An 11,589-nucleotide genomic window follows, 5' to 3' on the forward strand; every position below is an offset into this window, starting at 1 on the left:
TAATTCTTTTCTCATGTATCATAAGATTGTACTTTTTTTAGGCAGCAGTTGCCTGCTGGCTATGAGTTATGCCCAACCCCGGCAAAAAGGCTTTGTGTTGAGCGGAACTACCAATGGAAAGGCTACCGGCCTGGCATACCTGGAAGACGCGGCAGAGCGTAAATGGAAAGATTCCGTTGAAATACAGAACGGAGCATTTGTTTTCCGCACTAAACTGCCGCATACAGGTTTATACAACCTGCGCATAGAGGAGGGGGTAACGCAGGTGTTTGTGGAGAATACTGCTATGCAAATGGTAATTGATGTAAAAGAGTTGTACCGGCCAAAGGTGAAAGGTGCTGTTTCTGATAGTTTATACCGCGAGTTCTGGAAACGTTTTCTGGCGTACAATGAGGAAAACCTGGCACTGAACCAGCGCATCAATAAAATGATGCAGAAAAGCAAACCGGGGATGCCGGAGTATATATTGGCGGAAGATTCAGCCAAAGTGCTGGAAGATCGCTTTCACATAATGCTGAAAAAGTTTATTACAGACTTTCCGGCCAGTGCGGTAGCAGCCTATGCCATAGACGACCGGCTGATAAATTATGGCGATTATACCCGGGCAGCCATGTATTATAAACTGCTGCAACCAGCAGCGCAGCAATCGTACTACGGAACCCGCGTACAAAAAGCGCTGGCTATGGCGGCTAAAACTGCCATAGGTGCAACCGTGCGTATTGCACAGCCCGATACTGCCGGTAAACTGGTAAAGCTGCCTGCATACACAGCTAAGTATACGCTTATAGATTTCTGGGCCAGCTGGTGTGGCCCCTGCCGCAGAGAAAACCCCAACGTGGTACAGGCATACAGGAAGTATCATGATAAAGGCTTTGATATTATCAGCATATCGCTGGATGATAAAAAAGACGCCTGGATGAAGGCGATATATAAAGACAGCCTAACCTGGACGCATGTATCTGATCTGAACGGCTGGAAAAATGCTGCTGCGCAGCAGTATGGCATACGGTCGGTACCCACAAGCGTACTGGTAGATAAAAACGGAAAGATTGTAGCGAAAGACCTGCGGGGTGAGGCGCTGCATAAGGAGCTGGAGAAGTTACTGATGTAATTATTACAGAGGCTGTATCGGTTTTACAGCCTCTTGTTTTCCTTTGCCGGCAGTGGCTTTGTAAATGCCTGTCTGCGCGCAACATCATCAATACGGCGTGCCATGTTTAATAATAGTTATTGATATTTGCTTTGGCTTTGTCGAAAGGGGTAACGCTGCTAACTATACCGTCCGGGCTTAGTTTGCGGATAATCTGGCTTTTACTGTCTACGATAAACAGGTTGCCTTTACTATCATAAGCCATGCTTTGGGGGAAGTTAAAAAGCGCGGTTTGTGCATTGCCATCTTTATAGCCTTCCCGGGCTAAGCCGCCCTTGTTAGAAGAACATGGCTCTATGGTGCTATTACCGGCCAGCGTACTCACTTTGCCATTGGCTATTTGCGTAATGCGGTGGTTGCGGTTATCAGCGTAAACAATGCCCCCCTTTTTATTAAGCAGTATAAAGCCAGGATCAAATAATTCTGCTTTACTGGTGTCGCCTGTAACATATTCCGGGCACCATTCTCTTTTATAGGGTTTGCCGGCTACGGTGTGCCAGGTACAGTTTTTAGTATCCAGCTTTTTAACTGCACGGCTAGCGCCGCCACCGCTATAGATAATATTGTCTTCTTCATCTACTGCTATTCCGCATACGTTAAATAGTAATAAGTACCTGCCCTCTTTGTTTTTTAAGGAAGTAACTTTTCCGTTGCTTATTTTGCGGATATAATACCAACGGTCGTTTTGATATAGTTTCTGAGGTACACCCGGTTCCATAGCCAGTTCGTCAGCCGGGGTGGTTAACTTGTTTTTGATGAGGTACCAGGCATTGTCTGCAATGTATATGTCTCCGTTTTTAGCCACGGATATGCTGGCTATTTTGTTGAATTTTGCTTCGCTCAAATCGCCATCTCCGGCGCTATTGTAATTTTTATCACCGGTGTAATATTCTATTTTGAAGCTGCCGTCATCCTTAATATACAGCCGGTTAAGGGTACCTCCTCTGGTAACGTACATGTTGTCGTTACCGTCGATAATAATTTCCGAGGCTATAGCGCTTGTTATCCGTTGTTTAGTGCCATCAGAAAAAATTCTTATAATGCCGTCGTTATCTGCTACGTATAAATTATCCTTACTGTCTGTTGCTACAGACCAGGGCCGGTTTACGACGTGTGCTTCGGGCGCAAAGGTTTCTTTGGTAAATGGTGTTTCTGATTTGTTGCCGGAATTTCCGTTGGTAGTGGTTGTGATGGCTGCCGGGTTGCCGGTGCTGTTTTGTTCGTTTCCGGATGCTTTTTTTCCGCCTATATTATCCAGCTGTTTGTTTACTGTATTGTCTATAGGTTTACTTACAGTTTTGTCAATGGTTTTATCCACTGCCTTATTGGCTGAGTTTTTAACGGCGTTGTTTACTTTTTCCTTCAGCTTATTAAAAAGCTGTGCCTGCAATGGGGCAATGGCAACTATGGTTGCTGCAATAAGTGAGATAAGGTGCTTCATTGTATTCAATAGTTTTTTGGCTAAAAACAGATACGTCAAAAATGCTACGAAAACGGATGCCGGTCAATCGTCTGAATGGATGATTTTGCCAGGGTGGGCGGAAAATGATCCTTTTGGATGATATGTAATGTATCTTTTAATCTCTACCTTTAGAATACACCATAAGTAATCCCATTAATGCTACTTACCCCAAAAGCCTTCAGGCTGTATCTGCTGCTTTTGTTTTCATCTGCTGCCTGCGTAATGGCTAAAGGCCAGTCAAACGGGCCAGATAGCCTGTTACAACAGCTGACCAAAGCCAGAGAAGATACCAATAAGGTACATACATTCTATGCCCTTTCTGATATATATGAAACGGCCGAGCCTGCCAAAGCCATTGGTTATGTACGTGAAGGGCTTGCATTGAGTAAAAAGCTGGCATTTGAAGCAGGTGTTGGCAAGGGGTACCGCAACCTGGCATATATCTATTCCTTTCAGGCGGTGTACGATTCGCTGGTGTATTATAGTCAGCTGGCATATGAGATTGCATTGAAAAATGCGGATACGCTGCGCATTGGCGTATCGCTTTTTAATATGGGGGAGGGGTATAAGTTACAGGGCGATTATGAAAAAGGTATTGAGTATACGCTGAGAGGCGTGAATATGCTGGAGGGCAAAGGGTATACGAATTATGAAGCCGCGTTGTATGCAGGACTGCAAAGCAGCTATCAGATGCTGAAGCAGTATGATAAGTCTGTGGAATATGCATTAAAAGCTATGGAAGCAGGGCGGAAGCTGGAAAACAAGACTTCTTTGCTTACTTCAATGGTAAACCTGGCCAACTGTTATGAGGAGATGAAGCAGATTGCCCGGTCGGAGGCGTTGTATCATGAGGCTATTCCGCTGGCACAGAAGCTGAATAACGCCAGTATAGAAGCTACCATATATGAAGGGCTGTTTGATATAGCGCTGCAACAAAAGCGCTATGCAGATGCCGGGGAGTATGTAAATAAATCGCTGCAATTGTATACTGGTATAGATAACAGGAATGGGGTGGCTATGGCGCATTGTAATATGGCGTTGTACCATATGTGCCTGAAAAACTTTCCACAGGCCATTGCCAGCGCACGGGAAGGCTGGAGAATGGCGCAGGAGAATCAACTGCGGGATAAGGAAGGGGAGGCGGCAGCAATACTGGGCACGGTGTATCTGGCTGCACACAATTTTGATTCTGCATTCAGATATGAGGATGTGAGCAAGCGGCTGACGGAACAGGTGTTTACAGAGGCTTTAACCCACAAGGAAGCCGAAATGCGGGTGAAGTATGAAACGGAGAAAAAGGAGGCGCAGATTCTGCAGCAGCAATCTACCCTGCAACAACGCAAAACCATGAATTATCTGCTGGCGGGTATTGCCATTACCCTGCTGGTGATTGCCACGCTGGGGTACCGCAACTTTAAGCACCGGCAAACCATTCAGCAGCAAAAGATTAACGAACTGGAAACGGAAAAGCAGCTGGCTGCTACCGAAGCCATATTACAGGGGGAAGAGCAGGAGCGTACACGCCTTGCCAAAGACCTGCATGATGGCCTGGGGGGTATGTTAAGCGGTATTAAACATTCTTTTAGCAATATGAAAGAGAACCTGGTAATGACGCCTGAGAATGCGCAGGCATTTGAGCGGGGCATAGATATGCTGGACAGCAGTATTAAAGAAATGCGCCGGGTGGCGCATAATATGATGCCGGAAATATTGCTGCAATATGGCCTGAATACGGCCCTGAAAGAGTTGTGCCTGGAAATGGACCGCAGCACCCCGCTGCAGGTTACTTACCAGCCTATTGATATGGATACGGTGCAGTTTGGTCAGTCGCTTTCTGTAACGGCCTACCGGGTGGTACAGGAACTTGCCAATAACGTGCTGAAGCATGCCCATGCTACCACCTTGCTGGTGCAGGCGCAGGCTTCACGGGAGGATAATATATTACAGCTTACCGTAGAAGACAACGGCAAAGGGCTGGATATTGCGGCGCTGGCAAAGTCGGCAGGCATGGGCTGGAAGAGCATCCGAAACAGAATAGAACTGGTACATGGAAAAATAGATGCCGGTGCAGCCCAGGGCAATGGTACCTCTGTTTTAATTGAAATACCCTTATCATGAGCCACAAGGTTTTTATAACAGACGATCATTTTATGATTGTGGAGGGAATACGCTCGCTGTTACAGAACGAGCCGGGTATCCACTGGATGGGGCATGCCATGGATGCGGCCTCCTGCCTGGAGTTTCTGAAAACACAACAGCCCGATGTAATATTGATGGATATTAACCTGCCTGACCAGAAAGGCACTGCGCTTTGTAAAACCGTAAAAACGCTGTACCCCCAGGTGCAGATACTGGGTTTAAGTACCTATAACCAACAGCCTGTTATCCGCGATATGCTCAGTAATGGCGCCTCAGGCTATCTGTTAAAGAATGCATCTAAGGAAGAACTGATCGATGCTATTGATATGGTAGCAGCCGGTGGCGAGTACCTGTGTATGGAAGCTGCTGAATCGCTCAAAAACAAAGTAGCTGCAAAACCCATCATCACCAAACGGGAGCGGGAAATATTACACCTGATATGTGACGGACTTACCAACCCGGAAATTGCAGAAAAGCTTTTTATAAGCCTGCCTACGGCCAATACACACCGCAAAAGCCTGCTGGCTAAGTTTGGCGCCAAAAACGTTGCATCGCTGGTGAAAATGGCGGTGGAAGGAGGGCTTGTATGAAAAATGCATTGGTTATAGGTGGTTTAAGTGGCATTGGTAAGGGAATGGCAAATGCCCTTGCCAGCTATTACGACAATGTTTTTATAGCCGATATACGGGTACAGCCGCAGGATGTTACTGACCGGCTGTTGTATGTAGATGCGCTGGATGTAACAGCGGTAACAGCGCTGCGGTTGCAGCTTTCAACAATCATTTCACATATAGATGCGCTGGTTATTACTATTGGCGTTATTGACGAAGGATGTGTAACGCAGGTGCCTCCGGAGAAATGGGAATGGATGTTAAAATCTAACCTGTTGGGTTCTGTTCTGTTGGTAGATGCCTTTTTACCCATGCTTACAGCCGGCACAGAAGCCCGGATTATGCTTACCGGCTCAGGCTGCGGATGGGGCAGGGTACAGGCGGCAGCGGGGCTGGGACTGTATACGGTTACCAAACATGCCATGAACGGTTATTATAAAGCGCTGAAAGCAGAGCTGGCGCCACAGCATATACAGGTTAGTTTACTGGTACCTTCTGCTGTTAAAGGTAATTTAGCTATCCACTCCGCAGCTTTTCGCACTTCCCGTTTGGGTGAGCCTTATGCCGATAATAAGGGGCAACAGCCTGCCGGCCGTGTGCTGGCAGATGCCGATGAGGCAGGGCGCGCATTTGTAGCAGACTTTGTGGCAGGTAAAGCCATCATTACCAATAACGCAGAGCAGCTACGCAGCAAAGGCATGGAAGACCTGGAAGATGTATCGTTTTAACCTTTTTGCCTACTAATTGCGACCTATTCGGGCATGGATTGCTGTTTCTGTAATTTGCCGGGGAGGTGAAAAAGCAGAACTTGGTTACTTACCAAATCTGCTGCGTTGCTTATGGCTGTTGACATTGCTGATACCATTGCCCGTGTAAGGCTTACGGAATATAATTATAGTGTAGATATTGTAAGGCTGGCGGGGAATGAAGAGAACGTTTGTGTAAGGTTGCTGGATGATGAACAGGGTTCGGTTACTTTTATAGATCTGATGCCGGGTGCTTATGGCACTTCGTGGCAGTTACAATGTTACATGCCCAAACGAACATTGTATAAGGGCTCTTTGCTGGAGCTGTATCTGGACAATAACATTCTTCTTGAAAAAACATTTATTACCGGTGGCGCCCGTATAGGAAAGCTATGGCTGTCTATAGTGGGTTTGTCTGACGATGAGGTGGCGCTGCTTTCTAAAACAGGTATTAAGCAGGTGGTTGTGAAAGATGACGCGCGACAGTTTTATCGCCGCTTTACATTCAGTAATCAACCTCAGCAACATTACGAAACCGCTGCACAGGGGGCGGAGTTACTTAAAACAGCTGTGAGGAAGGTAGTGGAAGAGAGCAGAAAGCAGGCGGCCAATCCGCAGCCACGTTTTGCACCGGAATTACTGCCGGTTGTTTTTCCTACTGTAAACGTGGCCCCAGCTGTGTCATTTTCATATCCTGATGCGGTAACAGAAGATCAGCCGCTGTTGAACGGAAAAGGCAATACCAGGTTACAGTCAGGGTTGATTGTAGTTCTGCTGGTGGTATTGATTTTTATCATTATTGTACTGGTAAAGGGTCGGGTATGGCTGTAAAGTGTTAGCGTGCTGGCGTGCCCCAGGCATCTGCCGCGAGGCCGTTAATACAGGGAAGCTGTTTAATGGTTATTCCCGTGCAGGGAAAGTGCAGTTTTAAAATGGGATTATATAGAATGACGTTTGTTATATAAGTTGCTCATAATGAATATAAGCATGAGTGGCACGAGAGTTGAATGAATGCTAACGTCCGTTATTTACTCCGAAAGAGAACTGTAACACGTTACGAATGGCCGGAAGCTGAACCGGCCATTTTTTTTGCCCTTAAGGCTGGTATAAATGCTAAACATTCTTTCGTTAGGATGGTAATGCCGGGGTTGGCTGTACTGGTTTTCAAGGGTGATCTCTGCCAACAAACCGTCCTTTACCCAGCAAAAAATCAATAGCCTTTACTACATTCCTTTCCACACTGGCTTCTGTTTTAAGGTTGGCAATATAACGTACTATTTCCAGCTGCAGCGATGGTCGTAACTGCTCAAAAACTGCTTTAGCGGCTTTGTTTTTCGCCAGCGCTGCCACCCACTTTGCATGCGGGGTAATAGATCTGTCAGACGGATCAAATTCAATACTTACCTTAATACGCGTGCCCACTTTCTCCGGCGAACGTGTAAGCATTTTGGTATTTACATACAACCGCCATTGGCCGCGGAACCTTACCAGTGTTTGTTGATAAGGCACTTCATTTACGGTACCCTGAATGGGTATTTTGCCTTTATCCTTACCAGCTTGTTTAAAAACGGCAGACAAGATGCGTTCCGGTACTTCTACATACGGATTGATGTCAATAATTTTTAATTCAGCCTGAAAGGTGTGCATGGGTAATAAAGATAGGTAAAAACGTTGCGCTAATGGTAGTGCCCGTACCGGGTACGGAGTCTATATGCAAAGAAACGGCGTGATAATCTGCAATGCTTTTAACAATGGATAAACCTAAGCCGTACCCTTCTTCTGTGGTGTGCTTTTTCTGAAATCGGTTGAAGAGGGTGGCTATGTCGGCTGCTTCTATACCAATGCCTGTATCTTTTATAAAAACGGTATAGCTACCGTTGGTATGCAGTGCATCGCTGATATGAATGGTGCCGTTGTTTTTATTGTACCGGATGGCATTGTTTATCAGATTATAGAATAGCTGAAAAAGCAGGTCGTGGTTTACGTTGATGATGGTAACAGATGGTTGCAGTGCAACAGATAACTGAATGTTTCGCTGTTCCATACGGTGTAACAGTTCCTCTGTTATTTCAGCCATCATTTGCTGCGGCTGCATACAATCCTGTTTTGCATATTGCGCGTTCTCAATTCTTGATATCAGCAGCAGCGAATGAACAATCTTTTTTAAACGGTTCAGGGTTTTCATCATCTCCGCAATCTTACCCAATGCAGCTTCATCCAGATTGTTCAGCAGCAGCAGATTTTCCATTTTGGTTTGCAGAATGCTGATGGGCGTCATCAGTTCGTGCGATGCATTGGAGGTAAAGGCTCTTTCCCGGTCAAAGTCTTCCTTAATCCTTGTCATCAGGCTTATCAGTGTAGCATCCAGATGCTGAAAGTCATCGGTAGTGGTATGTATAGGAGCGGGTGCATCTTTGAAAGGGAATACCGGATTAATCAGCTTGGTTTGTATAATCGTTTGCAGGGGTTTCAGCAGAATGCGTGTTAACGATAATTCAATCAGCAGCGTAAGCATTATCAGCATGCCCAGTACATAAAATGCTATTTTCTGCAGCGGACCGTTATATTGACTGATGGAGGTAATAGATCGGCCTATTTCCAGTTCGTACAAATGATTGTTGTATTCAAATGCCTGGTTGAGTATGCGGTACTGCACCGTATCGCCCTCAATAATACGCGGAGCGGTTTGAATGGTATCGGCGGTATAAATATGTTTCGCTTTTTCCAGCGAAATGTATTCATCTTTCAGCAGTGTGTAGCTTCCGTAAGTGGAGTCGCCCTGCAGGTAATAATCAATACCATTGTTTTTGATATTACTCATTACCTTTCTGGCCTGTAGTTTCAGCAGGTTATTGGTGCTTTGAAAAGCCACCCGGTTAATTAAAAAAGGCAGCAAAGCAATAAACAGCACCACTGTTGCCAGTTTTGACAAGGTAGAGGTGAGGGTTATTTTGGTAAGTAGCTTCACCGTTACAGGTTTATTTTATATCCGATGCCTCTTATCGTTTGCAGCCAGTCCGCCGGCGCATAGGCGGTCATTTTCTTGCGGATGTTTTTAATATGTACGTCTATGTAATTGGAATCATAATCATCGTCTGAAAGGCCGCCCCAGATATGCTCACTTAACTGCATGCGTGTAAGCGGGCGGTTTTTATTCAGTAATAAGTAGCTCAACAGATCAAACTCTTTTTTCGACAGGCCCACATCAGTATTGCCATACAGTGCCGTTCTGTTACTTAAATTAATCGTAAAATCGCCCAGTAATACCAGGTTGTCTTTCAAACCTGATTTTCTTCTGCTGATGGCCTGCATACGCGATTGCAGTTCCAGCAGCGAGAAGGGCTTAGGCAGATAATCATCTGCGCCCAGGTCCAGACCTTTTATTCTGTCTTCCAGTTTGCCACGGGCAGTAAGTATGATATACGAGGCTTCCCTGCATATTTTTTTGGCTTCTTCCAGCACCATTAGGCCGTCCATATCGGGCAGGCCCAGGTCCAGTAATATAAAGTCGTAGGGGCCCTGTTCCATTTGCTGTCTTGCCTGTCGGGCTGTAAAAGCCAGGTCGCATAGGTATCCTGCTTTCAGCAGAAAATCCTCCATTTCCAGTGCCATGCCCCGTTCATCTTCAATAATTAATACTTTCATAGCTGTTAAAACTGGTAGTAAAAACTGGCTGTGTAGAACGAGTTAAGTTTTCCGGGTGCTGATTGTACTTTCTGCCCCAGCAGAGAAAGCTGGCAGGCAAACTCAACCAGGTAGCTGGCTCTGTTATAAGCCAGCGGCAGTTTGAGATTGTAAGACAGCAGATCGAAACTGGTGACTGTTTGGGTAGTGGTAGTGCTGGTGGTAGAACCTGAACTGCCTCCGCCCAGTAAAGAAGGCAGAATGCCCAATACACTGTCCCGGATTGTTTTTTCCTCTGTATAGTAGTTGTAAAAGCGTTGGGTGCCGGCGGTTACATCTATTACCGGTGTAAGGGTGATAATATCTTTAGAGGTGATGCTGAACAGATTCAGTTGCTTGCTGATGCCCAGGGTGGTAAACACATCGTTGGTTTTGCCAAATGCATAATCCACCCCGAGGCTGGTGGTTAACCAACTGCTGTGGCTGAGTGTGAGGCTGGTGTTATGCGGATTGGCTGCCTGTATAAAGGGCGATAGTTTAGGAAAGAAAGTATAGCTGTAACTGATATCAGCCGTAAGACGTTTGCTGAGTGTAAAGGCAAAGCCGGCACCTGCGTTGTAAGCAGATACAAAGTGTGCGCTATCGTTCAGCAGCCGGTAGGCTACACCATTGAGGTAAAAGCCTGAACGATGTTTGTAGGAGGCTGCCGTGGCTATATAAGCCATTTTTTCGTCAGATTTCAGGCCATAATAGTTGGCATTATTGGCATATACGGCACCTATGGTAAAAGTAGATTTTTCGCGGGCGGCGGTGCTGTCGTTGTTCTGCTGTGCGGTGCTATCTGTTTGTGTTTGTGCACCGGATGTAATGCAGTACAGTAAAAGGGGCAGCAGGATTAATTGTTTCATGATGGGGTGGATTTAAATGTGAATGCCAGGCCTTTTAATAATAATCTTCGGTTTTATAATCACCGGCGGTTTAACCGGAATTACCACCGGGGGAATGGCCACCGGTTTTACCTGTTTTCTGGCTTTGGGCACTTCTTTTATAATGGGCTCCACAGGCGATTCCTTTTTGGTTTCAGGAGTAGCCGGTTTCTCCGTTTTTTTTGCCGGCAGGGTATCCTGAAATACGTCCATGGAAAGCCGGGGCAGTAAATCACTGCCCTGGCTTCTGTAGCTGATAATGAATAATAAAACAGTAATTGCTATATGGCGATATGGGGCCATTTTATTCATAATTATGCTGAATTAAACGTAATTACCGGATGCCCAGTTTTACGCCGGTTTTAAGGCCCACGTTGGTTTTTATGGGTGCTGCTGTTTTAATGGAAGTAGTTTTAATGCCATGTACAGCTACGCCTGTTTTTACGGCTGTACCCGCGGCTGCGCTGGTTTGTGTATGCGTGGCTGCCGCAGCTTGTTTAACATCTGCCACTGTGCTTTGTACACCGGTAGCGGTGTGTTGGGCTGCATGGGTAGTTGCGGTGGCGGCAGTGTTGCTTTGCAGCGCGGCGTTAGCTTTATTGCTGCTGATGGCAGCCGAAGTGGCCGTTGAAGAAGTGGCGCCTGCTGATGTTGCTGCAGCCTGACTGGCTACTGCTGCTTCTGCCTTTTGCTGTTGTTTTTGCACGGCATTTTTAACGTTGCCGGCCGTTTCGGAAGCATTTACATGCGTTTGGGCACTGGTATTGCTGCTTACGGAAGCTTTTCCGGCGCTAACGGTTTGTGTACTCTGTACATTGGCTTGTTGTGCGGATGCCAGGGAAGTGGCTAAAAATGCTGCTGCAATCAGGATTGTAGTTTTCATAATTTTTCTTTTTTAGGTACTGAATATTTACTGATACAAACCTAAAAG

Annotated in this window: 12 protein-coding genes; 5 read left to right on the plus strand and 7 right to left on the minus strand. The window is 46.0% G+C overall.

Annotation, left to right across the window (positions count from 1 at the left end; translation table 11 throughout):
* Nucleotides 1-13 precede the first annotated feature (13 nt).
* The gene (locus tag IEY13_RS05735; RefSeq protein WP_229687752.1) at nucleotides 14-1,111 is read left to right on the plus strand and encodes a TlpA disulfide reductase family protein; all 1,098 of its coding nucleotides are present in this window, start codon (nucleotides 14-16) and stop codon (nucleotides 1,109-1,111) included.
* 106 nt (nucleotides 1,112-1,217) lie between these two features.
* On the opposite strand, the gene IEY13_RS05740 is transcribed toward IEY13_RS05735, so the two are convergent.
* A complete protein-coding gene (locus tag IEY13_RS05740) occupies nucleotides 1,218-2,591 on the minus strand; it encodes an NHL repeat-containing protein (RefSeq protein WP_188950976.1) in 1,374 nt (457 codons plus the stop codon).
* A 177-nt stretch (nucleotides 2,592-2,768) separates the two neighbouring features.
* Here IEY13_RS05740 and IEY13_RS05745 point away from each other — a divergent pair, with 177 nt between their 5' ends.
* The 4 genes from IEY13_RS05745 to IEY13_RS05760 all read left to right on the plus strand — a co-directional run bounded on the left by IEY13_RS05745 (nucleotide 2,769) and on the right by IEY13_RS05760 (nucleotide 6,939).
* A complete protein-coding gene (locus IEY13_RS05745; RefSeq protein ID WP_188950977.1) occupies nucleotides 2,769-4,730 on the plus strand; it encodes a tetratricopeptide repeat-containing sensor histidine kinase in 1,962 nt (653 codons plus the stop codon).
* Nucleotides 4,727-5,341, plus strand: a complete 615-nt coding sequence (locus tag IEY13_RS05750) for a response regulator (protein WP_188950978.1) — start codon at nucleotides 4,727-4,729, stop codon at nucleotides 5,339-5,341. The genes IEY13_RS05745 and IEY13_RS05750 overlap by 4 nt, the downstream gene beginning before the upstream one ends.
* Nucleotides 5,338-6,090 (plus strand): SDR family NAD(P)-dependent oxidoreductase, encoded by a 753-nt coding sequence (locus tag IEY13_RS05755; RefSeq protein WP_188950979.1) that lies wholly within the window; start codon nucleotides 5,338-5,340, stop codon nucleotides 6,088-6,090. Before IEY13_RS05750 ends, IEY13_RS05755 begins: the two co-directional genes overlap by 4 nt.
* 111 nt (nucleotides 6,091-6,201) lie before the next feature.
* Nucleotides 6,202-6,939: a hypothetical protein gene (locus IEY13_RS05760; RefSeq protein ID WP_188950980.1), complete on the plus strand. Its 738-nt coding sequence runs from the start codon at nucleotides 6,202-6,204 to the stop codon at nucleotides 6,937-6,939.
* 333 nt (nucleotides 6,940-7,272) lie between these two features.
* Here IEY13_RS05760 and IEY13_RS05765 read toward each other — a convergent pair whose 3' ends face one another.
* Genes IEY13_RS05765 through IEY13_RS05790 form a run of 6 tightly spaced genes read right to left on the minus strand, consistent with a single transcriptional unit; the run spans nucleotide 7,273 to nucleotide 11,541 of the window.
* Nucleotides 7,273-7,755, minus strand: a complete 483-nt coding sequence (locus IEY13_RS05765; RefSeq protein ID WP_188950981.1) for a YdeI/OmpD-associated family protein — start codon at nucleotides 7,753-7,755, stop codon at nucleotides 7,273-7,275.
* Nucleotides 7,736-9,076, minus strand: a complete 1,341-nt coding sequence (locus tag IEY13_RS05770; RefSeq protein ID WP_188950982.1) for a sensor histidine kinase — start codon at nucleotides 9,074-9,076, stop codon at nucleotides 7,736-7,738. The genes IEY13_RS05765 and IEY13_RS05770 overlap by 20 nt, the downstream gene beginning before the upstream one ends.
* A 2-nt stretch (nucleotides 9,077-9,078) precedes the next feature.
* A complete protein-coding gene (locus IEY13_RS05775) occupies nucleotides 9,079-9,753 on the minus strand; it encodes a response regulator transcription factor (RefSeq protein ID WP_188950983.1) in 675 nt (224 codons plus the stop codon).
* Nucleotides 9,754-9,758: 5 nt separating this feature from the next.
* Nucleotides 9,759-10,640 carry a porin family protein gene (locus IEY13_RS05780; protein ID WP_188950984.1) on the minus strand — a complete coding sequence of 294 codons (882 nt, stop codon included), beginning with the start codon at nucleotides 10,638-10,640 and terminating at the stop codon, nucleotides 9,759-9,761.
* A 12-nt stretch (nucleotides 10,641-10,652) separates the two neighbouring features.
* Entirely contained in the window at nucleotides 10,653-10,961 is a 309-nt protein-coding gene (locus tag IEY13_RS05785; RefSeq protein WP_188950985.1) for a hypothetical protein, read from the minus strand.
* 31 nt (nucleotides 10,962-10,992) lie between these two features.
* On the minus strand, nucleotides 10,993-11,541 hold the full coding sequence (locus tag IEY13_RS05790) for a hypothetical protein (RefSeq protein ID WP_188950986.1): 549 nt from the start codon (nucleotides 11,539-11,541) through the stop codon (nucleotides 10,993-10,995).
* Nucleotides 11,542-11,589 lie beyond the last annotated feature (48 nt).

The organism is Filimonas zeae (assembly GCF_014641615.1).
GTDB lineage: Bacteria > Bacteroidota > Bacteroidia > Chitinophagales > Chitinophagaceae > Filimonas > Filimonas zeae.

Bases quoted from the DNA above. Each gene is read 5' to 3' on its own strand.
- IEY13_RS05735 (WP_229687752.1), top strand. From the start codon at position 14: ATGTATCATAAGATTGTACTTTTTTTAGGCAGCAGTTGCCTGCTGGCT.
- IEY13_RS05740 (WP_188950976.1), bottom strand. From the start codon at position 2,591: ATGAAGCACCTTATCTCACTTATTGCAGCAACCATAGTTGCCATTGCC.
- IEY13_RS05745 (WP_188950977.1), top strand. From the start codon at position 2,769: ATGCTACTTACCCCAAAAGCCTTCAGGCTGTATCTGCTGCTTTTGTTT.
- IEY13_RS05750 (WP_188950978.1), top strand. From the start codon at position 4,727: ATGAGCCACAAGGTTTTTATAACAGACGATCATTTTATGATTGTGGAG.
- IEY13_RS05755 (WP_188950979.1), top strand. From the start codon at position 5,338: ATGAAAAATGCATTGGTTATAGGTGGTTTAAGTGGCATTGGTAAGGGA.
- IEY13_RS05760 (WP_188950980.1), top strand. From the start codon at position 6,202: ATGGCTGTTGACATTGCTGATACCATTGCCCGTGTAAGGCTTACGGAA.
- IEY13_RS05765 (WP_188950981.1), bottom strand. From the start codon at position 7,755: ATGCACACCTTTCAGGCTGAATTAAAAATTATTGACATCAATCCGTAT.
- IEY13_RS05775 (WP_188950983.1), bottom strand. From the start codon at position 9,753: ATGAAAGTATTAATTATTGAAGATGAACGGGGCATGGCACTGGAAATG.
- IEY13_RS05780 (WP_188950984.1), bottom strand. From the start codon at position 10,640: ATGAAACAATTAATCCTGCTGCCCCTTTTACTGTACTGCATTACATCC.
- IEY13_RS05785 (WP_188950985.1), bottom strand. From the start codon at position 10,961: ATGGCCCCATATCGCCATATAGCAATTACTGTTTTATTATTCATTATC.
- IEY13_RS05790 (WP_188950986.1), bottom strand. From the start codon at position 11,541: ATGAAAACTACAATCCTGATTGCAGCAGCATTTTTAGCCACTTCCCTG.